Source organism: Actinomadura rupiterrae, assembly GCF_024172125.1.
GTDB lineage: Bacteria > Actinomycetota > Actinomycetes > Streptosporangiales > Streptosporangiaceae > Spirillospora > Spirillospora rupiterrae.
On sequence record NZ_JAMZEA010000003.1, the window covers coordinates 1 to 24,299 of the forward strand.

18 protein-coding genes are annotated in these 24,299 nt (G+C 72.9%); 8 read left to right on the top strand and 10 right to left on the bottom strand.

Going from position 1 to position 24,299, the window contains the following annotated elements:
- Window positions 1-1,285 (bottom strand): ATP-dependent helicase (locus FHU30_RS08890; RefSeq protein WP_253873932.1); only part of this gene is annotated, 1,285 nt, incomplete at its 3' end.
- A 229-nt stretch (window positions 1,286-1,514) separates the two neighbouring features.
- Here FHU30_RS08890 and FHU30_RS08895 point away from each other — a divergent pair.
- Together FHU30_RS08895 and FHU30_RS08900 are read left to right on the top strand one after the other, a co-directional pair.
- Entirely contained in the window at window positions 1,515-1,796 is a 282-nt protein-coding gene (locus tag FHU30_RS08895; RefSeq protein WP_253873934.1) for a glutaredoxin domain-containing protein, read from the top strand.
- A gap of 221 nt (window positions 1,797-2,017) precedes the next feature.
- A complete protein-coding gene (locus tag FHU30_RS08900) occupies window positions 2,018-2,692 on the top strand; it encodes a transmembrane-type terpene cyclase (RefSeq protein WP_443612887.1) in 675 nt (224 codons plus the stop codon).
- Here FHU30_RS08900 and nudC read toward each other — a convergent pair.
- The 3 genes from nudC to FHU30_RS08915 form a co-directional block, all read right to left on the bottom strand.
- Entirely contained in the window at window positions 2,646-3,593 is a 948-nt protein-coding gene (gene nudC, locus FHU30_RS08905) for an NAD(+) diphosphatase (RefSeq protein ID WP_253873938.1), read from the bottom strand. The two genes, FHU30_RS08900 and nudC, sit on opposite strands and share 47 nt — an antisense overlap.
- A gap of 259 nt (window positions 3,594-3,852) precedes the next feature.
- On the bottom strand, window positions 3,853-5,235 hold the full coding sequence (locus FHU30_RS08910; RefSeq protein ID WP_253873940.1) for a dipeptidase: 1,383 nt from the start codon (window positions 5,233-5,235) through the stop codon (window positions 3,853-3,855).
- 140 nt (window positions 5,236-5,375) lie between these two features.
- Window positions 5,376-6,107 carry an HD domain-containing protein gene (locus FHU30_RS08915; RefSeq protein WP_253873942.1) on the bottom strand — a complete coding sequence of 244 codons (732 nt, stop codon included), beginning with the start codon at window positions 6,105-6,107 and terminating at the stop codon, window positions 5,376-5,378.
- A 114-nt stretch (window positions 6,108-6,221) separates the two neighbouring features.
- Between FHU30_RS08915 and FHU30_RS08920 the strand changes: the two genes are divergently transcribed.
- From FHU30_RS08920 to FHU30_RS08935, 4 genes are all read left to right on the top strand, one after another.
- A complete protein-coding gene (locus FHU30_RS08920) occupies window positions 6,222-7,361 on the top strand; it encodes an ATP-grasp domain-containing protein (protein ID WP_253873944.1) in 1,140 nt (379 codons plus the stop codon).
- Complete coding sequence (locus tag FHU30_RS08925) at window positions 7,358-9,034, top strand: IucA/IucC family protein (RefSeq protein ID WP_308211241.1); 1,677 nt, start codon at window positions 7,358-7,360, stop codon at window positions 9,032-9,034. The genes FHU30_RS08920 and FHU30_RS08925 overlap by 4 nt, the downstream gene beginning before the upstream one ends.
- Entirely contained in the window at window positions 9,031-10,656 is a 1,626-nt protein-coding gene (locus FHU30_RS08930) for an IucA/IucC family protein (protein ID WP_253873946.1), read from the top strand. Before FHU30_RS08925 ends, FHU30_RS08930 begins: the two co-directional genes overlap by 4 nt.
- An 83-nt stretch (window positions 10,657-10,739) precedes the next feature.
- Complete coding sequence (locus FHU30_RS08935; RefSeq protein WP_253873948.1) at window positions 10,740-12,347, top strand: AMP-binding protein; 1,608 nt, start codon at window positions 10,740-10,742, stop codon at window positions 12,345-12,347.
- A 6-nt stretch (window positions 12,348-12,353) separates the two neighbouring features.
- Here FHU30_RS08935 and FHU30_RS08940 read toward each other — a convergent pair whose 3' ends face one another.
- The 5 genes from FHU30_RS08940 to FHU30_RS08960 form a co-directional block, all read right to left on the bottom strand.
- Window positions 12,354-12,758: a DUF3592 domain-containing protein gene (locus tag FHU30_RS08940; RefSeq protein ID WP_253873950.1), complete on the bottom strand. Its 405-nt coding sequence runs from the start codon at window positions 12,756-12,758 to the stop codon at window positions 12,354-12,356.
- A 247-nt stretch (window positions 12,759-13,005) separates the two neighbouring features.
- Window positions 13,006-13,314 (bottom strand): hypothetical protein, encoded by a 309-nt coding sequence (locus FHU30_RS08945; protein ID WP_253873952.1) that lies wholly within the window; start codon window positions 13,312-13,314, stop codon window positions 13,006-13,008.
- A 113-nt stretch (window positions 13,315-13,427) separates the two neighbouring features.
- Window positions 13,428-14,228: a class I SAM-dependent methyltransferase gene (locus FHU30_RS08950; protein ID WP_253873954.1), complete on the bottom strand. Its 801-nt coding sequence runs from the start codon at window positions 14,226-14,228 to the stop codon at window positions 13,428-13,430.
- Between the two features lie 230 nt (window positions 14,229-14,458).
- Window positions 14,459-17,830 carry an ATP-dependent helicase gene (locus FHU30_RS08955; protein WP_253873956.1) on the bottom strand — a complete coding sequence of 1,124 codons (3,372 nt, stop codon included), beginning with the start codon at window positions 17,828-17,830 and terminating at the stop codon, window positions 14,459-14,461.
- The gene (locus FHU30_RS08960; protein WP_253873958.1) at window positions 17,827-21,378 is read right to left on the bottom strand and encodes a UvrD-helicase domain-containing protein; all 3,552 of its coding nucleotides are present in this window, start codon (window positions 21,376-21,378) and stop codon (window positions 17,827-17,829) included. The genes FHU30_RS08955 and FHU30_RS08960 overlap by 4 nt, the downstream gene beginning before the upstream one ends.
- A gap of 607 nt (window positions 21,379-21,985) precedes the next feature.
- On the opposite strand from FHU30_RS08960, the gene FHU30_RS08965 reads away from it, so the two are divergent.
- Window positions 21,986-22,963, top strand: a complete 978-nt coding sequence (locus FHU30_RS08965; RefSeq protein ID WP_253873960.1) for a polysaccharide deacetylase family protein — start codon at window positions 21,986-21,988, stop codon at window positions 22,961-22,963.
- 22 nt (window positions 22,964-22,985) lie between these two features.
- On the opposite strand, the gene FHU30_RS08970 is transcribed toward FHU30_RS08965, so the two are convergent.
- The gene (locus FHU30_RS08970) at window positions 22,986-23,297 is read right to left on the bottom strand and encodes an MGMT family protein (protein WP_253873962.1); all 312 of its coding nucleotides are present in this window, start codon (window positions 23,295-23,297) and stop codon (window positions 22,986-22,988) included.
- 201 nt (window positions 23,298-23,498) lie between these two features.
- Between FHU30_RS08970 and FHU30_RS08975 the strand changes: the two genes are divergently transcribed.
- The gene (locus tag FHU30_RS08975) at window positions 23,499-24,248 is read left to right on the top strand and encodes an SDR family oxidoreductase (protein ID WP_253873964.1); all 750 of its coding nucleotides are present in this window, start codon (window positions 23,499-23,501) and stop codon (window positions 24,246-24,248) included.
- The last annotated feature ends 51 nt before the right edge of the window (window positions 24,249-24,299 follow it).

The following is a 24,299-nucleotide window of genomic DNA, read 5'->3' on the forward strand; positions in this document are numbered from 1 at the left end:
CCGTCAGGACGTGCCGGACGGTCTGTATCAACCCGAGCCCGTCCAGTTCGGCGTCGCCGCCGGCGCGGGCCGCGCCGCGCAGCCGGACGACGGCCTCGCGCACCTCGGGACGCTCGAAGAACCGCTCCGCGCCGCGCACGACGTACGGGACGCCCGCGTCGTTCAGCGCCTCCTCGATGCGGGCCGACTGCGCATTGATCCGGAACAGGACGGCGATCTCGCGCGCGGGGACGCCCTCGTCCATGAGCTTGCGGCAGCGCCGCGCGACGTCGGCGACCTCGGACGCATCGTCGCCGTACTCGCTGAACACCGGGTCCGGGCCGTCCTCGCGCTGGGCGACGAGTTCGAGTTTGTGGCGTTTCGCGGCGTCGCCTCGGGCGCGGCCGATGACGTCGTTGGCGAGCTTCACCACCTGCGGCGTCGACCGGTAGTCCCGGACGAGCCGGACGATCCTCGCGTCCTTGTGCTGCTTGGTGAAGTCGAGCAGGTAGGACGAGGTCGCGCCGGTGAAGGAGTAGATCGTCTGGTTCGGGTCGCCGACCACGCACAGGTCGTCGCGGTCGCCGAGCCAGGTGTCGAGCAGCATCTTCTGCAGCGGGTTGACGTCCTGGAACTCGTCCACCACGAAGTGCCGGTACTGCTCGCGGACCTGCCGGAGCACCTGCGGCTCGTCGTGCAGGACGGCGACGGTCAGCTCCAGCATCCCCTCGAAGTCGAGCAGGTTGCGCTCGCGGCGCAGCCGGTCGTACTCGGCGTAGACGCGCGCGACCTCGACGACGTCGGTGGACGGCTTGCGGCCGAACCGGGCGGCGGCGTCCATGTAGTCCTCGGGACGGTGCTGGGTGACCTTCGCCCACTCGATCTCGGACGCCATGTCGCGCAGCTTCGCGATGTCGGTCTGGTTGATCCCGCACTCGCGCGCCGCGTCCCGGACGAGGCCGAGCTTGGACTCGATGATCTTCGGCGGGTCGCCGCCGACCACCTTCGGCCAGAAGTAGGTCAGCTGCCGCAGCGCCGCCGCGTGGAAGGTGCGGGCCTGCACGCCGGGCGCGCCGAGCGCGCGCAGCCGGGACCGCAGCTCGCCCGCCGCGCGCGTGGTGAACGTCACGGCCAGCACCCGCTGCGGCGCGACCACCCCGGTCAGCGTCGCGTACGCGATCCGGTGCGTGATCGCGCGGGTCTTGCCCGTCCCGGCGCCCGCCAGCACGCACACCGGACCCCGCGTCGCCTCCGCCACCGCCCGCTGCTCGGGGTCCAGCCCCGCCAGCACCGCCTCCGCCTGCATCCCCCCATGGTGGCAGGCCCGCCGCGGTGCTCGAAGCGCCCCCGCGCGAAAACCCCGCTCGGGCGCGGCGGTGCGGCACCGGTTGGAGGGACGGCCCGGACGGATGGGAGGCTGTGGGGGCCGCCGGGGCGTGGACGCCGTGGGCGCCGAGGGCGGAATGTCCTTGGGAGTCCGGGTGTTATCGCTCAGGCACGACCGAGACCGTCCAGGTGAGGAGCCGACGAGAGCGATGACGACGCAGGCCGCCGAGAAGTCCGAGCAGGGCCGGATCACCATGTACACGACCACGTGGTGCGGGTTCTGCCGCCGCCTCAAGACCCAGCTCGGCAGGGACGGCATCGAGATGGTCGAGGTCGACATCGAGCGCGACCCGAAGGCCGCCGAGTTCGTGATGAGCGTGAACGGCGGCAACCAGACGGTCCCCACCGTCGTGATCCGGACGCCGGACGCGGGCGAGGTCGTCCTGACCAACCCCAGCGCCAAGGAGGTCAAGCGCCTCATCGGCGCCTGACCCGCCCCGGGCCTGACGCGCCCGTCGAGCGGCGGAGACCTGACGCGCCCCGGACCCGCAGCGGACGCCCGTCCGGCTCACCCCGGTCGCGGTCCCGTCCTCCCGGCTCCTTCGAAGGCCCTTCCGTTCGGGTAACGGAAGGGCCTTCGGCATTTCCGCGGTCTGCCCGGCATGGCTAGCCTTGGCGCGTTTCGATGACGCGAAGGAGTTTCACGTTGGACGTGGCGGACGCGCTGTCGCTCGGTTCCGGACTGGCCTGGACGGCGACCTACCTGCTGATCATCTGGACGAGCCGGCGCGAGAAGACCTACGGCATGCCGATCGCCGCGCTCGCCGCCAACCTCGGCTGGGAGTTCATCTTCTCGTTCGTCCGGCCGGGCGACGGGATGCAGCTGGTCGTCAACTACGTCTGGTTCGGGTTCGACGTGGCGATCCTCGCGCTGACCGTCGCGTACGGGCCGCGCGAGTTCCGCTTCCTGCCGCGCTGGGGCTTCCTCGCGATGCTGGCGTCCGTGCTGGTCATGGGCTACCTCGGCGTGGACCTCGTGAGCCGCCAGTTCGACCACGGCCTCGCCACGTTCGCCGCGTTCGGCCAGAACCTGATGATGTCCGGGCTGTTCCTGTCGATGCTCATCGCCCGCGGCTCGACCCGCGGCCAGTCGGTCTGGATCGCGCTCACCAAGGGTGTCGGGACGGCCCTGGCGTCGGCCGCGTCCTGGATCTGGCTCCAGGACGAGCCGTGGCGCCACGGCCCGCTGCTCCCCTACCTCATGATCGCGACCGCCGCCCTCGACCTCGCCTACGTCGTCGCCGTCCACGCCGTAGCGCGCCACGAGTCCGGCCGGGCGGTCAGAACAGGGGCATTTTCGGGAGGGGGCCGCCGTACCAGCGCATGATGAGCTGGGCGGCGATCGACAGCGGGCCCGGCGCGACGATGCGGCCGGCCTCGATCGCCTCGGTCAGCTCGTCACGGGTGTACCAGCCGGGGTCGCAGATCTCGGCGGGGTCGGGGACGAGCGGTAGCGTGCCGTCCGCGCGGGCCATGAAGCCGATCATGAGGCTCTGCGGCAGCGGCCACGGCTGGCTGCCCAGGTAGCGGACGTCCTCGACGGCCAGCCCGACCTCCTCGTGCACCTCGCGCGCGACGGCCTGCTCCAGCGACTCGCCGGGCTCGACGAACCCGGCGAGGATCGAGCGGCGGTCGGCGGGCCACTGCGGGCCGCGGGCCAGCAGCAGCCGGTCGTCCTGGTCGGTGACCATCATGATCACGGCCGGGTCGAGCCGCGGGAACTGGTCGGTGCCGTCGTTCGGGCAGTGCCGGACGTGCCCCGCCTGCCGCATCTCCGTCTTCGTCCCGCAGCGCGGGCAGTAGAGGTTCGAGCGGTGCCAGTGCTCCAGTGCGACGGCGTGGGTCAGCAGGCCGGAGTCGCGGTCCGGGAGCAGTGCGCCGATCCGCCGCAGGCCGGCGGCCCGGGCGCCCTCGACCGCCGGGAGCGGGCCGGTGACGGCGAAGTAGGCGGTGCCGTCCTCGTCCAGGCCCAGGAAGTAGCGGTCGCCGGGCGGCGCGTCCGCCGGGGGTAGCAGCACCAGCGCGGGGTCCGGGTCGATGATCGCGTTGACCTCGCCGTCCCGGAGTACCAGCACGCGGGTGCGCGGATCGTTCCACGCCGCGTCGAGAAACGCCTCGTCCGAGCGCCGCTCGCCGGCCCGGTCCAGCGTCCCGCGCGCCAGCGCCAACCACTCCAGCGGCTCCGCGCCGCCGCCGACTTCGCTTCCTGCCAGGGGGGATTCGCTCACCCGATCACGCTAGCGCGTATTTCCGCAGTCTCGGCCCACTGCCCTCGCCTAGCGGGCCCACTGGGCTCGCCTAGCGGCTCACCGCGCTCGACTAACGGCTCGCTCCGTGACCGCGTCTGGGCGAACGCGGCATCGCTTCACAACCAACCCGGTGCCGCTCGCCTCCGGCTTCGCGGCACCGGGTTGGTCACGCGATTCGCGCGCGTGGCCGAGGTCACTGTGAGGCAGGCCCCAGCGCACCACCCAGCCCCCGGCCCGGTCAGCGGAGGGCGGTGGCGAGTTCGTCCCAGAGGTAGGCGGCGGCCTCGGCGCCCTTGAGGAGCAGGGGCATCTCGACCTTCTCGTTCGGGGCGTGGATGCGGTCGTCGTTCAGGCCGACGGCGACGAACACCAGCGGGGCGTCCAGGATGTCGGCGAGGTCGGCTTCGGGGCCCGAGCCGCCCTCCCGGGTGAACAGCACCTGGGTGCCGAACGCCTTCTCCATCGCGCGCCGCGCGGCGGCCACGCCGGCCGAGTCGATCGGCGAGAAGCACGGCCGGACGCCGCCGCCCTCGGTGTGCACCTCGACCTCGGTGCCCGCCGGGGCGTTCGCCTCGATCCAGGCGCCGAACGCGTCCCGGACCTTCGCGGGCTCCTGTCCCGCGACGAGCCGGAACGAGATCTTGGCGTGCGCCTCGCGGGGGACGATGGTCTTGCCGCCCGGGCCGGTGTGCCCGCCCCACATGCCGTTGATCTCGGCGGTCGGACGCGCCCAGATGCGCTCCAGGGTGGTGTAGCCGGCCTCGCCGTAGGCGGCGCGGCTGTTGCCGGCGGTGCGCAGCCAGGCGTCCTCGTCGAACGGGAGCCGCGCGAACAGCTCGCGCTCCTCGTCGGTCAGCGGGACGACGTCGTCGTAGAAGCCGGGGATGGCGACGCGCCCGTCCGCGTCGTGCAGCTTGGCGAGCAGCTCGACCATGGCGTGCAGCGCGTTCGGGACGGCCCCGCCGAACGAGCCGGAGTGCAGGTCGACGTCGGCCGCGCGCAGCGTGACCTCGGCCTCGGTCAGGCCGCGCATGCCGGTGCACATGGACGGCACGTCCGCGGCCCACATCGTGGTGTCGGAGATGATCACGGCGTCGGCGGCGAGCCGGTCGCGGTGCGCGCGCAGCAGCTCGGCGAAGTGCACCGAGCCGGACTCCTCCTCGCCCTCGACCAGCAGCTTGATCGTGACGGGTGGGGCGTCCGCGCCGCTCGCGGCGAGGTTGGCGCGCAGGCCGAGGGTGTGGAAGAAGACCTGGCCCTTGTCGTCGGACGTGCCGCGCCCGACCAGCTGGTCGCCGCGCTCGACGGGGGTGAACGGGTCGGTGTCCCACTCCTCCAGCGGCGTCACCGGCTGGACGTCGTGGTGGCCGTAGACAACGACGGCCGGGGCGTCCGGATCGGCGGCGGGCCACTCGGCGAACACGGCGGGCAGGCCGGGCGTCGGCCACACCTCCACCGTGGGGAAGCCGAGGCCGCGCAGGTAGTCCGCGAGCCAGTCGGCCGAGCGGCGCACGTCGTCGTGGCGGGACGGGTCTCCGGAGATGGACGGGATCGCCAGCCACTCCTTGAGATCCGCGAAGAACTGGGCCTTGTTGGCCTGGATGTACTCCACAACGTCCACTGACATGCTCCCTTGCATGATGCTTTGCCCCTGAACTCTAGGGGACGTCAGAGCCATGCGTTGCGCAGGAGCCCAAGCCCTGACGGCACTGCGGGGACCTGCGTCGGAGCGGCGCCGCGTCAGGCGTTGAGGAGCGGGCGTCAGGCGTTGAGGAGCATCAGTTCTGTGCTCATGTTGCGGCGCGCGGCGGCCTCGAAGCGGGCGTTCGCCTCCGGGGTGTGGAAGATCTTCGGCAGGTCGAGCAGGCCGCGCAGGATCTCGGCCCGCCCGGCGCGGAAGATCTCCTCCGGAACGAACGCGTACTCCTCGCGGACGTTGGCGGTGTAGGCGGCGTAGGTCTCCGGGTCCGCGCCGAGGACAGCCAGGTCGGCGTCGCAGAGCAGCTGCCCGTCGGGGTCGCCGTCGTCCGGGTCGTGCGTCTCGGTCAGCTCGACCAGCCGGACGACCTCGGCGACGCGCTCCGCCGACAGGTCGGTGTCGGCGAGCATGCGGGCGGCGAGCCGGGCACTGCGCTCCTCGTTGTCGGCGCGCTGCGGGTCGTAGACGGCGTCGTGGAACCAGGCGGCGAGCCGGACGGCGTCCGGGGCGGGGGCGTGCCCGGCCAGCTCGTCCACCAGGTCGAGGACGGCGGTCAGGTGCGCGACGGTGTGGTGGCGGCGGTGCGGCTCGGCGTAACGGTCGGCGAGCGCCTCGCCGATGTGCCGGGTGGCGGTCCCGGCGAGGGCCACCCAGCGCTCGACGAGCGCGGCGGCCGCGGCGGTCTCGCGCTCGGCATCCGAGGCGGCCGCGGCGTTCTCGTTCGCGGCGAGGGACTCGGCAGGTTCGATCGGTTCGATCGGTTCGATGGGTCCGTCCGGTTCGGCTGGCTCCATGGGTCCATCCAACACGCGCGCGCGCCGTCCTTGCACACCGGGCGGGGCCCGGCCACTATGGTGACCGCTTGAGTTAGGCAAGGCTAACCTCACTACGCAGGGTGAAAGGGTGCCGTGGCCGCCTCGCTCCACCTCGTCTCCGGCAGGCTCACCGACTCGGTGGCGCACGGGTTCCTGCCCGCGGCCGCCGCGCTCGGCCTGGACGTGACGCTCCTGACCGACCGTCCGGACGAGCACGCCGCGGTCTTCGACGGCCCGGTAGTGCGCTGCGACGCCGGCGACTTCCGCGCGCTCATCGCCGCCGGACGCCCGGACGCGGTGTTCAGCAACTCCGACTTCCTCCAGGCCCCCACCGCGCTCGCCGCGGCCTTCTTCGACCTGCCGGGCAAGGACTGGCGGGCCGCCGTCCGCGCGAAGGACAAGCTCCAGACGCGCCGCGCCCTGGCCCCGCTCGACGCCGTCTTCGCGGCGCCCGCCGACCGCGTCCCGCCGGACGCGCCGTACCCGCTCGTCCTCAAACCGCGCGAGGGCGTGGCCAGCGAGGACGTCTTCCTCGTCGCGGACGCCGCCGAGCTGCAAGCCCGCCGCGCGGAGATCGGCACGCGGCGCCCGCTGATCGTCGAGGAGTACCTGCCCGGCGAGCTGCACACCCTCGAAACCCTCGGGGACGGGCACGAGCTGCGCGTCCTCGGCTCGTTCCGGACGCGCCTCTCCCCGCCCCCGCACTTCGTCGAGGAACGCCTGGAATGGACGCCGCCGCCGCCCGAGACCCCGCAGGTCCTCGCCCAGCTGGACGCGCTCGGGGTCGGGTTCGGCGCCTGCCATACCGAGTTCGTCGTCCACGAGGGCCGCGCGCGGATCATCGAGGTCAATTACCGGGTGATCGGTGACCACTGCGACTTCCTGCTGGCCGACCTGCTCGGCGTCCCCCTGTTCGAATGGATCCTGCGCGTCCACCTGGGCGAGCGCCTCGCCTCCCTGGACGCGTCCCCCCACCGGGACGCGTACGCGGTCGCCGACTGGGTGCTGGCCGACCGCGCGGGCACCCTCACCACGGCCCCGGACGCCGCCGACCTGCACGAGGACGGCGTCCGCCTGACGTACCGCCCGCTGCGGCCGGTCGGCGCGGACGCTCCCCTGACCCGCACCAACCGCGACTACCTCGGGACGATCCGCGCGATCGGCCCGTCCCGCGCCACGGTCGAGGACGCCGTGACCCGCTTCCGCACAACCAACACCTGGACCATCGCGTGACCGCCGACACCGGCGCGGCCGGGATCGTGCCGACTCGCGAAGTGCCGTCCACTACGCATTGGACGTCCCTTGACGCGCGGGGGCTCGGCCTGGAGGAGTCGCCTTCCTTAGACCGGGCCCGCCGCGCCCCCCATCCCCCGCGTGTTTCCACCGAAGGTGTGCTCGCCGCGCGCGTCCTGGACGCGTTGCTTCGCGAGGACTACGGAGGTCTCCGCTCGTACGCGCGCGATGGCCACCTCACCCCGCCGGGGACCGCGCCTGTGAAACTGCGCGCGGACGGCTCAGCAGGCGGCCTCCACCCCGGTTTCCTCACGGACGCGGTCGTCGACGTCGAACAGGAACTCCGCCTAGCGGATGTCCTCGCGCTCGCCGAACGCGTCGCTCACCGCCAGGACGACGTGGCCGCGCTCGTGCGCGAGTGCCGAGAGGCGCTGACCGCGACGCTGCTCTGCGAAAGCGCCCGCCCAGAGGTCATGCGGCGGCTCGCCGATTCCGATCCGCTCGGGCCGGGGGTCTTCTACGAGACGCTCGCCGCGCACGCCGAGCATCCGGTGTATCCGTGCTCGCGGGCGCGGTCCGGCCTCACCCCGACCGACCTGCGACGGCACGCGCCCGAGTTCGCGCCGGAGTTCCCGCTGCGCTGGGCGCGGGTGCCGCGCGGCGAGATCACCGCCGTGGGCGAGCTGCCCGGTTGGTGGCCCGATCCGGATCTGTTTCCGGTCCATCCGCTGGCGGTTCCGGACGTCCGGAAGCAGGCGGACGTGCTGCCCGAGGCGTTCCGTCCGGCGCGTCCGACGCTGTCGATGCGGACGCTCGCCGCCGACCCGCTCGTCCACGTGAAGGTGCCGCTGCCGACGAGCACGCTCGGCTTGCGGAACCGGCGGACGATCGTCCCGGGCACCCTCCCGGACGGCGCGCTCGCCGAACGGCTGCTCCGGACCGTCCTGGACGAGGAGGACCGCCCCGTCCTGCTCGCGGACGAGCAGACATACGGACATGCCGGAACGCCGCTACTCGCCTACCTCGTCCGCCGCTTCCCGGCCGGAACGGAACGCGCGCACGTGGTGCCGGTCGCCGCGCTCACCGCGCCGCACCCGGACGGCGGGCTCGTCATCGAGCGCTGGAACGTCCGAAACCTTTTCGGCCAGTACCTCGACGCGCTCCTGGGCTGGAACGTCGCGCTGTTCGAGCGCGGTATCGCCCTGGAGGCGCACCAGCAGAACGTCGCGCTCGTCCTGGCTCCCGGCGAGCCGCTCCGCCTACTGCTGAAGGACAACGACGGGATGCTCGTGAACCCGGACGTCCTCGGCGCGCCCTGCCCGTTCGGGGACCACCGGATGCGGACGCGCGACCGCGAGGCCCTCGCCCGCGTGTTCGTCACGATCACGCTGCACCTGTGCGCCGCCGCGCCCGCGTTCGCCCTCGCCGAGCACGGCCTGCTGCCGCGCGCGGAGGGCCTGGCGATGATCCGCGACCGGCTGGACGCGCTGCTCGTCCCGTCCGCCGGGCCGGAGGCCGCGTTCCTGCGCGCCCGCGTCCTGGACGCGCCCACCTTCCCCACCAAGGCGATGGTCACCGCCGGAACCCTGGTCGACAAGGCCCGCACCGGCGCCGCCGACATCAACAAGCATTACGGCCCCGACGGGCCCAACTACCTACGGAACCTTCCTTGACCGAAACCCACACCCACGCCCACACCGCCCCCGCCCCCGCAGCGCTGGCCGCCGCGGCCGACGGGACGGCGACCGCGCTGCTGAACTGCCTGGTCCGCGAGGTCTGCGGCCCCGAGCGGCAGCTCTGGACGCGGGACGACCGCCTGGTCATGCGCCTCCCCCGCGTCGGCGTCCTGCTGCGGGCGCGCCTTGCCCGCAAGCCGCACGGGCCGTCCTTCCGGCTCGTCCCGCCGTTCGAGGAGCAGCGCGACGGCGCGTGGATCCCGGCGGGCCGGCCGCGCCTGACCTCGCTCATCGCCGGGGAGCTGGAGCTCTCCACCGGACGCGCCAACCCCGAGTTCACCACGCAGGTCGAGGACAGCCACCGGTCGCTCGAAGCGATCCTCGCGACCCGCGAAGCCCAGAAAGCCATGCCAACCGATGCGTTCATCGCATCCGAGCAGAGCCTTGTGTTCGGCCATCGCTTTCACCCGTCGCCGAAGGCTCGGCAAGGCGCGGTCGACGAGTGGCTGCGCTATGCGCCCGAAGCGGGAGCGAGGTTTCGGCCGCACTGGCTAGCAGTTCCGGATGCGCTCCTCGTCGAAGAAGGAGACCCGCGCGCGTTCGCGAGGCTTGAGCCGTTCAAAGCGCCCCCCGGACGGCGGTTGCTGCCCGCCCATCCCTGGCAGCTGTCCCTCCTGAAGGACGAACCGCTCCTCCAACGCGCCTTCGCCAGCGGCCTCGTCCGCGACCTGGGCCCAGGCCCGGCAGAAGCCTTCCCCACCTCATCGGTCCGGACGGCGTACCTTCCGGATGCGGACGCGTTCCTGAAGTTCAGCCTGGACGTCCGGATCACCAACTGCGTCCGGAAGAACGCCTGGTACGAGCTGGCCGGCGCGGTCGAGCTGGACCGGCTCCTGCGTCCGGTATTCGAGGAAATCAACGCGACGCTGCTGGCCGAACCCGCGTACCGGTCGCTGGCGCTGGCCGACCGGCGCCTGCACGAAGGGCTGGGCGTGATCGTCCGGCAGGGGGTGAAGGGCCTGGAAGGGCGTCCGCTGGTAGCCGCTGCGCTGGCCATGCCTGAAAACCTCGCCGATCTACCGGCTGCGCACAGAAACCCGCTGGACTGGTGGGACGCCTACGTCTCGCACGTGGTACCGCCCGTTCTGCGCGCGTTCCTAGAGCACGGCGTCGTCCTGGAACCGCACCTACAGAACGTGCTCGTCTGCGTGGACGACGACGGGATGCCAGTCCAGGCGGCGTTCCGCGACCTGGAAGGAACCAAGCTCGTCGCCGGGCGCTGGGATCTGGCCCATCTCCCCGCGCGCGTGCGCGAGGCCGTCACCTATGACGCCGACCGGGGCTGGGACCGCGTCGTCTACTGCCTGCTCATCAACCACCTGACCGAAATCGCCGCCGCGCTGGCCGACCTGCGTCCCGGCTCGGATCTGGAACCGGAGCTGTGGCGGGCGGCGCGCGCGCACTTCGCGGGCGACCATCCGCGGCTGCGCGCGCTGCGCGCCGGGGTCCCGGTTCCGGCGAAGGCGAACCTGCGGACGCGCTGGACCCGCTCCGCCGACCGCTCCGCCGGATATGTCCAGGTCGCCAACCCGCTGGGTGTGGAACAGCTCACATCCTGACCGCAGCCCTTCGCCGACCGCGGCCGTTCGACTACATATCTGACGCATTGCCGGGTATGTCGTTGATCTCGGCACGTCCCCCCGTGAAGGAGAAGACCGTGGCGTTCGGGCTGGTGAGAGCGGTGGCGCGGGTTCCGCGGGCGGTCTGGGACGCGGGGGTGCTGCACCCGGTCCGTCCGGACCGGGCCCTCCGGATGCCGTTCCAGTTCGTCCGCTACGGCGCGACGCCCGGGACGGTCGAGGCGATGTCCGCGCTGCGCTTCCCCGACCGCACGGCCCTGCTGGACGACCGGGGATCGCTCACGCACGCCGAGCTCGAACGCCGCGTGGCGGTCCTCGCGACCGCCCTACGCAGCCGCGTCGAGGAGTCCGACCGCGTCGGCGTGCTGTGCCGGAACCACCGCGGCTTCGTGGAGGCCGTGCTCGCGGTGTCCCGCCTCGGCAACGACGTCGTGCTGCTCAACACCGACTTCTCCGCGCCGCAGCTCGGCGAGGTCGCCGCGCGCGAGGGTGTCGGCGTGCTCGTCCACGACCAGGAGTTCGACGCCGTGGTGGACGAGTCCGGATACACCGGGCTCCGCGTCCACGCCTGGCGGGACGACCCGGACGGCAAGCACGTCTCCGTCGACGACCTGCTCGCCACGACGATCGCCGAGCCGTTCAAGCCGTCCCGGACGAGCCGTGTCATCGTCATGACGTCCGGCACGACCGGCACGCCGAAGGGCGCGCGCCACGACCTCGGCGTCGGGATGCTGCTGCCCGCCGCGATCACGCACATGATGCGCGTCCCGCTGAGGTCGGGCGCGCCGATCGCGGTCGGCCCGCCGCTGTTCCACCTGCTCGGGATGGCGTACTGCTTCGCGGGCCTCGGCCTCGGCATGCCGCTGGTGCTCACCCGCCGCTTCGACGCCGCGCGGCTGCTCCGCCTGATGGACGAGCACGGAGCCGAGGCGCTGGTGGCCGTCCCGATCATGCTGGCCCGGCTCCTGGACGTCCCGGACGGCCCGCGCCCCGCGTCCCTCAAGGCGGTCGTCTGCGGCGGCGCGGCGCTCCAGCCGCACCTCGCGTCCCGCTTCATGGACGCCTTCGGGGACGTCCTGATCAACATCTACGGCGCGACCGAGACCGGCTGGGCGACCATCGCCACCCCCGCCGACCTCCGCGCCGCGCCCGGCACCGTCGGCAAGCCGTCCCTCGGCCTCACCATCAAGATCCTGGACGAGGACGGCGCCGAACTCCCGCAGGGCGAGATCGGCGAGATCTACACCGGCGGCGGCCTGCGCTTCACCGGCTACACCGGCGGCGGGACCAAGCAGGTCCGCGACGGCCTGACCGGCAGCGGCGACCTCGGCCACTTCGACGCCGACGGCCGCCTCTTCGTGGACGGCCGCGCCGACGACATGATCGTCTCCGGCGGCGAGAACGTCTTCCCCGGCGAGGTCGAGGAGCTGCTCGGCGCGCACCCGGACGTCGCCGAGGTCACCGTCCGCGGCGTGGACGACGACGCGTTCGGCCAGCGTCTGGCCGCCTGGATCGTCCGCCGCGACGGCGCGTCCCTCACCGCCGACGCCGTCAAGGACCACGTCCGCGACCACCTGGCGCGCTACAAGGTCCCCCGCGACGTCCACTTCGTCGAGGACCTCCCCCGCACCAGTACAGGCAAGGTCAAATCCCGCGCCCTGACCCCTTGACCCCGGTCACCACCCCCACACCAGCAAGCCCGCGGCGAGGAGTGCCGCACACGCTCCCCCGACCGCGAGCGGCACGATCTCCTCGTCCTTTCCGGCTATGGCCCGGTGCGGGCGCCGGGGGTTGTAGACGACGCGCAGGTACTCGCCGACGGGCAGCTCCTGAGCCCGCAGGGTGTGTTCGCCCCCGGCCCGGTCCGTATAACGGACGACCGAATAGCGGACGTCTCTCACCAGCCAGGTCGGCGGCCCGACCGTCACCCGTTCGGAGCGGCACTCGACGACCATGCCGACCGTGAGCCCACCACGCCGCAGCCAGCGCCGCCGCAGCAGCTCACACGCCAGCGCGATCAGCATCGGCGCGGCGACCATGCTCACGAACAGCCCCGCCACCACCGCCACCGGATGCCGCATCGCGCCAACTCCGCCCGCCCGCTCCCCCCCATTCTGACCCCCGCGCGGACCTGTGCCCAGAGCGCGTCCCGGACGCTCCGGACGCTCCGGACGCTCCGGACGCGACAGGCGAGCAACGCGACGGATGAGTGAAGTGGCGCCCAAGAGACGCGACATCTCCGATGCCGCAAGGCGGCCAGGCGGCAAGGGTGGCGCGCTCGGGCGGCGGTGGTGCCGGGGGCAGGCGTCGATGCCCTGACGAAGGCGGTCAGGCAGCGGCGTTCGTGCGGGCGGCCATGCAGATGCGGGCGAGGTCGTTCAGGGCGTCGGCGCGGCGCTCGTCCAGCGAGCGGCCGTCGTCGGCGTTCGACTCGGCGAGGGTGTCGATGACCAGCGAGAACACGGGCCACTCGGCCGGGCCGATGGCGCCGCGGAAGTCGACGCCGCCGTCCGCGAGGTCGTCGAGGTCGAGGTTGCGCGCGAAGGTGGCGAGCGCGGCCTCGGCCGCGACGATCCCGATCCGCATCGCGAGCGCGGCCGGTTCGCGCTCCAGGGGAAGAGCGGTGCTGGAACCCATGTTCGACAACATAGAACACCCGAGCGAAGATCGTCGAACGTTTGGTCGAAATAGCGGTCCGCTTCACCCTGCTATCGCCCGAAAGTGGCCCCGCGGCGTCCTCTCCGGCCAGTTCAGCCTGCCGTCGCCTGGAGGAAGGCGTGCGAGTGGGTGAAGTGCAGGGCGCCGTCCACCAGGACGGGACGCATCCCGGTCGGCGCGCCGCCCGCCAGCTCGGCCTCCAGCTCCTTGCGGATCACCGCCGACAGCTCGTCCGACGTGCCGGTGAACGCCAGCCACGGGTCGAGCGGCCGGACGACCTCGAACCGGTCGGCGCGGCGCACCTCGGCTCCGGCGGCGGCGAGCATCGCGGCGATCTCGGCCTCGGTGCGCAGCGTCCCGTGCGAGGGGTCGCGCTGCCGCTCGATCCGGTCCGGGTCGCCCGCGAGCCCCTCGGGACGGACGAGGTCGGCGATCACGATCGCCGCGCCCGGCCGCGCGACGCGGGCCATCTCGCGGACCACGGCGTCCGGGTCGTCCACCTGGTGCAGGGAGAAGCGGGTGACGACGAGCGTGAACGAGCGGTCGAGGTAGGGCAGCGCGGTCGCGTCGCCCCTGGTGAACGTCATGTTGGTGACGCCCGAGGCGTCCGCCGCGCGCTTGCCCTCGGCGAGCATCGCGGGCGTGAGGTCGAGCGCGGTCGCGTGCCGGACGCGTCCGGCGACGGCCCGGGAGACCAGCGCCGTTCCGGCGGCGACCTCCAGCACGACGTCCTCGGGGTCGAGTTCGGGCTCCATGAACCGGACGAGCCGGCCGAGCTGCGCGGTGAACGCGGCGTTCCGCAGCGGGTCCTCGAAGCCCGCCGCCTGCCTCGTGAACTCGTGCACGATCGTCTCGCCGTGCGCCTCGCGCCGTTCCACAGGGGTCGCCGTCACGCCAGCCTCCTCGGGGTTCCCCGGGATCTTCCCCGTTTCCCCTGTTCCTGAACAGGGCCGGACGCCCCCTTTGTCAGGCGACGCGGTCAGCGGCCCTGTCAGACGGCGGGCACCACGTCGTCAGACGGCGGGCACCACGTCGTCAGACGGCGAGCACCACGTCGTCAGACGGCGAGCACCACGTCGTCAGACGGCGGGCACCTGGTCGTCAGACGGCGGGCACCTGGTCGTCAGGCGGCGGGGACCTTGTCGAGGAGCGCGGCGAGGCCGGGGCCGTCGAGGAGGTCGGACGGGCGGATGGTGCGGTTCGCCTTCACGTAGTGGAAGGCGGCGCTGACCTGGTCGAGCGGGACGGCGGCGAGCTCGGCCCAGGCGACCCGGTAGGCGGCGAGCTGGACGGCGGCGGCCTCGGCGGCGGCGCCGGTCGGCGGGCGGCCGGTCTTCCAGTCGACGACCTCGTACCGGCCGTCGCCGTCGCGGAAGACGGCGTCCATCCGGCCCCGGACGAGCCGGTCCCCGATGATCGTCTCGAACGGCACCTCGACGTCCAGCGGCTCGCGGTTCGCCCATTCGGACTTCTCGAACATCTCCTGGAGGAGTTCGAGCTGCGCGTCGTCGGCCGCGTCGTCGTCGGCGGAGCCGGGCAGCTCGAACATGTCCATGAGGCGCTGCTGGCCCCAGCGCCCTTCCAGCCAGGCGTGGAACGCGGTGCCGCGGCGCGCGTACGGGGCGGGCTTGCGCGGCATCGGCCGGCGGATCTGCCGGGCCAGCGCGCCCGGGTCGCTCGCGAGCGTGACCAGGGACGACACGGTCAGGTTCGCGGGCAGCTCGACCAGCAGCCCGTCGCCCGAGCGGCCCCGGTCGCGCTCGGCGAGCAGCAGCTCGACGTCGCGCGCCCACGCGGTCATCCGGCCCCGGTCGTCGTCGGTCAGGCCGTCGGTGCCCGCCCACAGGCCGGTGTTGCCGTGCATCGCGTCCCGGACCATCCCGGCGGCCTCGACGATCGCCTCATAACGCGCGCGGGCGGACGAGTCGGCGTTGCGCAGGTCGCCGGGCGCGACCGGCCACTGCGCCTCCTCCTGCTCGGTGAGCAGCGGGTTCGCGTCGTCCTCGCCGGGCGGGTCGGTCCACACCGCGACGGTGCCCGCGCCCGCGACGCACACCTCGCGGACCTCCTCCAGGTACGGGGACGGCCCGATCGCGCGGCTCGACGACCCCCACCAGTAGCCCGTCGCGATCAGCAGCGCGGACGCGCGGGTCAGCGCGACGTACGCGAGCCGCCGCTCCTCCAGCAGGTCGCGGCGGATGGACTGCTCGTCGAACCGGGCGAGGTCGTCCTTCTCCAGCCCGTTCAGTTTCGGCAGGTCGGCGTAGTCGCCGCGGAGCGGGAACGGCAGGACGCGCGGGTTGGCCGTCCAGCGCGTGGTGTTCTGCGGCGGGGACGGGAAGACCGACCCCTTCGCCGGGGACCCGTTCTTCTGCGGCACCGACGACAGCCCCGGCACGATCACGACCGGCCACTCCAGGCCCTTGGACGCGTGGACGGTCAGCAGCTTCACGCTGTTGGTCTCGCCGACGCGCCCCGCCTCCAGCCCGAACTCCTCGGACTCGGCGGCCTTCAGGTAGGCGAGGAACGCGCCGAGCGTCGGGTCCTCGGCGTCACCGGCGAAGTCGGCGGCGGCGCCGACGAAGGCGTCCAGGTCAGCGCGCGCGGTGACCGGGTCGAGGCCGGACCGCGCGGCGACCTCGATGTCCAGGCCGAGCGCGCGCTCGACCTCGGCCACCAGGTCGGGCAGCGGCAGTCCGACCTGCGAGCGCAGGTGCCGCAGCTCGTCGCGGAGGCGGCGGAGCCGTCCGAAACCCTCCGGCGAGTAGGCGGACGGGTCGCCGAGGTCGTCCAGGGCGTCGACCAGGCTGCCGGTCTCCTGGTTGAGCTCCGACACCAGCTGCCGCAGCGGGTCGTCCGGAACGGCCTCTTCGTCCCCGGTTTCGCCGGTGTCGGGCGGCGGCGCGTCCGCGGACGGTTCGGGCGGCGTGATGTCGCGGGACTGCTCGGTGGCCAGGGCGCGCGCCCGGCGACCGAGCGCGACCAGGTCGCGGGGGCCGAGGCGCCAGCGCGGCCCGGTCAGCAGGCGCGCGAGGGACGCTCCGGCGGTCGGGTCGTGCATCGCGCGCAGGGTCGCGACGACGTCCTGCACTTCAGGGACGGTCAGCAGGCCGCCGAGCCCGACCACCTCGACCGGCACGTCACGCAGCTCCAGGGCGCGCCTGAGCAGCGGGAACTGCGACCGCTTCCGGGTGAGGACGGCGATGTCTGACCACTTCAGCGGTTCGTCCCCGGCGGGGCCGCCGTCCGGCGCGTACTCGGTCGGGCCCATGAGCTGGACGATCCGCTCGGCGATCCGGTCGGCCTCGTCCTCGATGGTGGCGAACAGCGCGCATTCGACGCGGCCGCGCCCGTCGCGTCCCGCGCCGGGGATGAGGACGGGCACGTCCCGCGCGTCCTCGCGCAGCTCGGCCTGGACGCGCGCGGCGGCGAGCAGGATGCGCTCGCCGTTGCGGAAGCTGCGGCTGAGCTTGTTGATCGGCGCGGGCTCGGCCGGCGCGTTCCCCACCGCCGGGCGGCGCGGGAAGTCGCGCGCGAACCGCAGCAGGTTGCCCGCGCTCGCACCGCGCCAGCCGTAGATCGACTGGCACGGGTCGCCGACCGCGGTGACCGCGTGCCCGCCGCCGAACAACGAGGTCAGCAGGACGAGCTGGGCCTGGCTGGTGTCCTGGTACTCGTCGAGCAGGACGACCGAGAAGCGGGACCGCTCGATCATCCCGACCTCGGGGTGGTTGCGCGCGATCCGCGCGGCGAGCGCCATCTGGTCGCCGTGGTCGATGACCTCGCGCTCGCGCTTGGCCGCCTGGTACCGCTCGATCAGCGGCATCAGCTGCTCCCGCACCTCGTGCTTGGCGAGGATGTCGCGCTGCGGTTTCAGCGGTTTCTTCAGCGAGGCGAACATCGCGTCGAGCCGCTCGCCGATGCGGCGGACGTCATCGGGTGTTCTCAGGTGTTCCGACAGGTCGCCGCCGAGTTCCATGACGGCCTTGGTGACGGTGTCCGGCGACCATTCGATCTTGTCCATCGGGCCGGAGTAGGCGTCCACCACGCGGGAGCACAGCTGCCACGCGACCGCCGGGGAGATCAGCCGCATCGTCGGTTCGAGCGCCTCGCGCAGCGCGTGGTCGCCGAACAGCCGCGCCGCGTACGCGTGGTACGTCGACACCATCGGCTCGCCGTCGAAGATCTGCTCGCCGCCGAGCCGCTCCAGCTCGTGCGCGGGCAGCTGCTCGCGCAGCGTGTCGAGCCGCTTGCGGACGCGCACGCCGAGCTCGGCCGCCGCCTTGCGGGTGAAGGTCAGCCCGAGCACCCGCTCGGGCCGGACGAACCCGTTCGCGACCAGCCAGACGACCCGCGCCGCCATCGTCTCGCTCTTGCCGGACCCGGCGCCCGCGATCACCGCCATCGGCGCCATCGGCGCCTCGATGACCCGCGCCTGCTCCTCGGTCGGCTCCGGCACCCCGAGCAGCCGCGCCAGCTCCGCCGGAGTGATCATGGACCGACCTGTCCCCCCTCCTCGTGCACCGGGCAGCAGGACCGTACCGGGCAGGTCCGACACTTGTCGTTCGCGCGCGCCTGGAAGACCTCGCTCGCCATCCCGGTCGCGACGATCTCCACGAGCTTCTTCGGCCACTCGGGGTCCGGGTCGTCCGACGGGGGCGGCTGCTCCTGCTCGCGGACGCGGTTCGCGAACGCCGCCTTGCCGACCTGGACCAGCTTCGCGCCGCCCGGCTCGACCAGCCCGTGCCGCTCGAACGCGCCGAGCATCACCGCGTACTGGTACACGCCGAGCTGCGGGTGCCGGGCCAGGTCGCCCTTGCCGACCGCGGTGGTGGACGTCTTGATGTCGATGATCACCGCCCGGCCCTCGGCGTCCCGCTCGGCGCGGTCGATCCGTCCCTTGATCACGACCCGGCCGAGGTCGACCTTGAACGACTCCTCCAGCGCGACGATCTCGTTCGGGTTCTCGTTGTGCCAGGTGAGGAACTTGTCGACCATCGCCGCGGCCTGCTCGCGCTGCTTCTCGGAGTACCAGGACGAGCGGAAGTCCAGGTCGTTCCAGATCTCGTCGAGGCGGCGCGCGACGTCCACCTCGGTGACGCCGTCGTCCCCGCCCGCCATCTCGGCGACCGCGTGCACGACCTTGCCCATCGTCGAGTACTCGTTCGGGCCGCCCTCCTGCGCGCCGACCGCCGAGGTCAGCAGCCAGCGCAGGCCGCAGGTCGTGAACGTCTCGACCTGCGACGGCGAGATGGTGATCTGCTCGTCCGGGGCGAACGCCGGGCCCGAGTCGGACAGCGCGGTGATCGCGTACCAGTTCTCCGGACGCGCGCCCCGCACCCCCGCGCGCGCGAGCCGCGCCAGGTGCCCGGCCGCCGCCCTCCGCATCGGCGCCGGCCGCGCCGGGTCGGCCACGACCGAACGCAGGTCCGCCACCAGCGCCGACAGCGACAGCCAGCGGGTCTTCTCGTCCAGCTGGGACTGCTCGATCGCGCCGGGCAGCAGCTCGTTCAGGAACCGGGACGGCCGCTCCTCGGTGTCGTCCCCGCCGATCGCCGTCACGACCAGCCGCCGCCGCGCCCGCGTGACCGCGACGTAGAACAGGCGGCGCTCCTCGTCCATCATCTTCGCCGACAGGGACGCCCCGGCCGCCGCGCCCTCGTCCGGCACCTGCGACCCGGCGACGTGCTCGACCAGCTCCTCGATGCCGAGCAGCGACCCGCGCAGCCGCGTGTCCGGCCAGACGCCCTCCTGGACGCCCGCGACGACCACCACGTCCCACTCCAGGCCCTTGGACCGGTGCGCGGTCAGGATCCTTACGGCCTCGCCGTCGGGCGCGCTCTCGGCGAGCGTGTCACCGGCGATCTCCTGCGCCGACACGGTGTCCACGAACAGCTCGGGGCCCGCCTGCGGCAACCGGTCGACGAACCGCGCCGCCGCGTCGAACAGCGCGACCACCGCGTCCAGATCCCTGTCGGCGGACGCGCCGCGCATGCCGCCGCGCACGCTCTGCTCCAGCAGCACCTCGGCCTGCCCGGACTTCTGCCAGACGTCCCACAGCACCTCCTCGGCGCTGGCCCCCTCGGCCGCGCGCTGCCGCGCCACCTCGACGAGCCGCGCGACCCGCTCCGCCGGCGCGCGCACCTTCTCGTGGACGAGCACCAGCTCGCGCGGATCGTTCACGGCCGCGACCAGCAACTCCGACAGCTCGCGCCGCCCGCCGGAGATCTCCTCCAGATCCCGCAGCGCCCGCTTGAGCCGCCGCATCGCCAGCGCATCGGCGCCGCCGAGCGTGCTGGTCAGCAGATCCTCGGCGACGACCTCGTCCAGGAAGTCCTTCTTGAGCGCAGCGCGCAGCAACAGCAGGAACGGCCGGACGGCAGGCTCCCCAACCAGGGGCACCTCGTCCCCCGCGACCACGACGGGCACCCCGGCCTGCGCCAAGGCCCTGCGCAACGTAGGCACCTGCCGCACCGCACTCCTGACGAGCACCGCCATCCGCGACCAAGGCACCCCGTCCAGCAGATGCGCCCGCCGCAACTCATCCGCAACAAGCGCCGCCTCCTGCGACTCCGAGTCCGCAATAACCGCCCGAACCTCCCCCGCAATCCCCTCATCCCCAGCAGCCCCCCCACCCGACCGCCCACCGGCCCGCCCGGACACCGCACCAGACCGACCATCGGTCCGCCCGGACGCCGCACCAGACCGACCATCGGTCTGCCCGGACGCCGCCGCAGACCGACCGTCGGTCTGAGCGGAAGCCACAGCAGACCGACCGTCGGTTTGGGCCTGGGGCGCGACCGACCGACCGTCGGTTTGGGCCTGGGGTGCAGCGGACCGACCGTCGGTTTGGACGGCGGGGGGCACGACGGACCGACTGCCGGTTTGGGCAGAAGGCGCGACCGACCGACCGTCGGTTTGGGCGGGAGGGGCAACGGACCGACCGTCGGTTTGGGTAGGGGGCGCAGCGGACCGACCGTCGGTTTGGGCGGGCGTTGGGGTGGGGGTTAGTTCGGAGGGGTGGCGGAGGGCTCGGTGTTCGGCGGCGAGGGACGTGCCTGCGGGGAGGCGGCGGGCGATGCGGCGGGACGCGACGAGGAGTTCGGGTGCCATGCGGCGGCAGGTGCGCAGCGCGACGACCGGGGCGGGCGCGCCGTCGAGCGTCCGGAAGCGCTGCGGGAACTCCAGGATGCCGCGCACGTCCGCACCGCGGAAGCCGTAGATGGACTGGTCAGGGTCGCCGACGACGACGAGGTCGCGGCCGTCGCCCGCAAGGTATTGGAGCAGTTCCTCCTGGGCGGGGTCGGTGTCCTGGTACTCGTCCACGAAGACGACGTCGTAGGCGTCCCGTTCGCGGATCCGGACCTCTTCCTCGGCCAGCGTCCCGGCGGCGAGGTGGATCAGCTCGCCGTAGTCGAACGTCGGCGTCGGGTCGAGCGCGAACCTGTCGACGTACCGGGTCATGAACCCGGCGATCGCGGCCCAGTCGTCGCGTCCGCGCTGCCGTCCGATGGCGTCCAGGTCTTCGGGGAACACGCCGCGCTCGCCCGCGCGCAACATGAAATCACGCAGTTCCTCAGCGAACCCGCGCGTCGCGAGCGTCTCGTGCAATCGTTGTGGCCAGCCGCGCGCGCCGTCCATCAGCTCGCCCTGCAGCAGCCGCCGTACCTCCAGCAACTGCTCGGGGCCGGTCAGCAGCCGCGGCGCCGGTTCGTCGTTCAGGACGGCGTCGCGGCGCAGCAGCGCGTAGGCGTAGCTGTGGAAGGTGAGCGCGAGCGGGGTGCGGGTCGTCCGGCGCAGGCGTCCGGTGATCCGCTCGCGCAGCTCCCCGGCGGCCTTGCGGCTGAACGTCAGGACGAGCACGCGCTCGGGATCGGTGCCCCGGTTCTCGATCCGGTCGACGACCGCCTCGACGATCGTGGTGGTCTTGCCGGTGCCGGGCCCGGCCAGCACCAGCAGCGGACCGCCCGCATGGTCGACCACCGCGCGCTGCCGCTCGTCCAGAGCGGGCGCGGCGGTACGCGCGGGACCCGCGCGGCGCACGAGACGATACGAGGCTGCTGACACGACATTTCATTGCAGCAGATCATCGGGACTCCCCGGACCACATCCACCGCATGTCGTCCATGTGCCGCACGGTGAGCGCGCGGACACCCCGGGCGGCGTTCGGCAGTGATTCAGCTCCCATTCAGCGTCTTTCTGGGATTCCCGGGGGTTTCGACGGGGAGGGGCGGGCACGTTGGCGATACGGTGCCCGGAGATCGACGACGCGATGCTCGAAGGGGTGGGAACCACGGACCCGCGCGACGACGGCCAGACCCCCGACCCGGACGCGACCCGCAGCGACCTCTCCCCCGGCGCGCCCGACACACCCCCACCCGCCCCCGGCTCAGCAGGCGGACCGCCCGACCCCGGCTCAGCAGGTGGGTCGCCCGGCCCCGGCTTGGCAGGCGGACCGCTTGGCCCTGGCTCAGCGAACGTCCCACCCGACCCCGGCTCGGCAGGTGGGCCGCCTGGCCCCGGCTCAGCAGGTGGAACGACTGGCCCCGGCTCAGCAGGCGGACCGCCCGCCCCCGGCTCGGCAGGTGGAACGTCCGGAGCGGGCCCGGCGGGCGGAGGACGGCCCGGGTCCGGGCCGACCAGGCAGGACATGCCGCTGCCGATCCGCAGCTCGAACCCGTCCCGCCAGGGCGCGCAACCGCCCGGCGTGCAGCCCCCGGACATGCAGCCGCCGGGCGCGCCGTCCTCCGACGAGCTCGGCCGTCCGCCCGGCGAGGGCATGCCGCGGCTGGGACGCCCGTCAAAGGGGCTCAACCGCCGGAAGGTCCTGTTCGGCGGTCTCGCCGCGGCCGGCCTCACCGCGGTCACGGCGTTCGCAGCGGACGAGCTGATGTCGGGCGGATCGGCCAAGGGCCAGGAGCACACCGCGGGCCACGCCGCCGGGACGTCCGGCCGCCACCACCCCCCGACCGCCGCGCCGCGCACCGCGCCCCCGGCGAGCTGGACGTCCTCGCCGCTCCAGTCCGCCCGCACCCCGCTGTTCGACCTGCGCGAGCTCCAGCCCCCGCCGCCGCCTACCGCCGTCGCGCTGACGATCGACGACGGCCCGCACCCGGTCTACACGCCGATGATGCTGGACCTGCTCGCCGAGCACGGCATCAAGGCGACGTTCTCGCTCATCGGCTCGCAGGTGAAGATGTTCCCGAAGGTCGTCGAGCGGATCGCCGCCGCCGGCCACCAGATCTCCAACCACTCGCAGACCCACCCGAGCCCGTTCGCCGCGATCGGCCAGGACCGCATCCGCCGCGAGATCATGGAGGCGAAGGAGCGGATCGAGAACGCGGCCGGATACTCCCCGAAGTTCTTCCGCTCCCCCGGCGGCGACTGGAACCAGTTCATCTTCGAACAGTGCCGCAGCCAGGGCATGATGCCGATCGCGTGGAACATCGACCCGCGCGACTGGTCCCGTCCGGGCACCGAGCACATCCGCCGCTCGATGCTCGGCGCGAAGGGCGGCGACGTCCTCCTCTGCCACGACGGCGGCGGCGACCGCCGCGAAACCATCGAAGCCCTCCGAACCGTCCTCCCCGCCCTGAAACAACGCGGCCTAACCTTCGTAGCCCTCTAACCCCGCCATACGAGCGCGGCCGTTAGGCAACAGGGCCCTCCCACCGCGCGCGGCGCATGTCGACGCGGCGGCCGTCCGGGCGGAGCGGGGTGCCTTCCACGCGGTACTCCTCCATCGCGCGCACCTCGTGTCCGGACGCCGGGCTTCCGTCGGCGCGCACCACCCGCCACCACGGGACGCCTCCGCCGAACAGCGACATCACGCGTCCGACCTGGCGCGGTCCGCCCACGCCCAGCATCTCGGCGATGTCGCCGTAGGCGAGCACCCGTCCGGGCGGAATGCTGTCCACGGTGTCGAGCACCAGCTCCGCATACTCGTCAGGTTCCGACTGCACCCGGCGATTCTCCCGTGTCGGGACGTCCCGCCGCGACCGATCACCAGCAAACGACGCCGCACTAGCCCGCGGAGCACTCCTCGACCACCGCGTTCGCCCTGTACCGCCCGGCGAGAGTGCGCCGGGCCCAAAGTAGTCCTGGCATGCCTAGGCACGGGCGAGCACTGGGTGGACGGGTCGCGCGCGGCCAGCATGATGTGCATGAGCAACGAACTGAAGCGCATCGCAGTGGTGACCGGGGCGTCCAGCGGGATCGGCGAGGCCGTCGTCCGGCGGCTGGCCGCCCAGGGCGTGAAGGTCGCGGCGCTGGCCCGCCGCGAGGACCGGCTGAAGAAGCTCGCCGACGAGCTCGGCGACAACATCCTGCCGCTGGCGGTGGACGTCACCGACCCGGCCTCGGTCGACGCCGCCGTGGCCCGGATCAAGAACGAGCTCGGACGCGTCGACCTGGTGGTCAACAACGCCGGAGTGATGCTGCCCTCGCCCATCGAGGACGGTCGCGAGGACGAGTGGCAGCAGATGATCGACCTGAATATCACCGGGCTGCTGCGGATCACCCGGGCCTTCCTGCCCGACCTGGTGGCCGCCGCCGGTGACGGCCGCGCCGCCGACCTGGTCAACATCTCCTCGATCGGCGCGCACTCGGTCTTCCCCGGCTACAACGTGTACTCCGCGACCAAGGCGTTCGTCACCCACCTGACGCAGAACATCCGCGCCGAGGTCGGCCCCAAGGACGTCCGCGTGACCAACATCGAGCCGGGCCTGACCGAAACCGAGCTGCAGGGCAACGTCACGCACGACGAGATGCGCGCGGCGCTGCCCGACTGGTTCGCGTCGGTCGGCGAGTACCTGATCGCGGACGACATCGCCGACGTGGTCGAGTACGTGACGACCCGCCCGCGGCGCCTCAACCTCCGCGAGATCGTCGTCCTCCCCACCCGCCAGGCATGACCCGCAACCGAACCGCTGGCAGCAGGCCCACCCCTGCTACCAGCGGTTCCC

Coding starts and splice junctions, on each gene's coding strand:
- FHU30_RS08955 (WP_253873956.1), bottom strand. CDS start 17,830: ATGATCACTCCGGCGGAGCTGGCGCGGCTGCTCGGGGTGCCGGAGCCG.
- FHU30_RS08895 (WP_253873934.1), top strand. CDS start 1,515: ATGACGACGCAGGCCGCCGAGAAGTCCGAGCAGGGCCGGATCACCATG.
- FHU30_RS08915 (WP_253873942.1), bottom strand. CDS start 6,107: ATGGAGCCAGCCGAACCGGACGGACCCATCGAACCGATCGAACCGATC.
- FHU30_RS08945 (WP_253873952.1), bottom strand. CDS start 13,314: ATGGGTTCCAGCACCGCTCTTCCCCTGGAGCGCGAACCGGCCGCGCTC.
- FHU30_RS08940 (WP_253873950.1), bottom strand. CDS start 12,758: ATGCGGCATCCGGTGGCGGTGGTGGCGGGGCTGTTCGTGAGCATGGTC.
- FHU30_RS08965 (WP_253873960.1), top strand. CDS start 21,986: ATGCCGCTGCCGATCCGCAGCTCGAACCCGTCCCGCCAGGGCGCGCAA.
- FHU30_RS08975 (WP_253873964.1), top strand. CDS start 23,499: ATGAGCAACGAACTGAAGCGCATCGCAGTGGTGACCGGGGCGTCCAGC.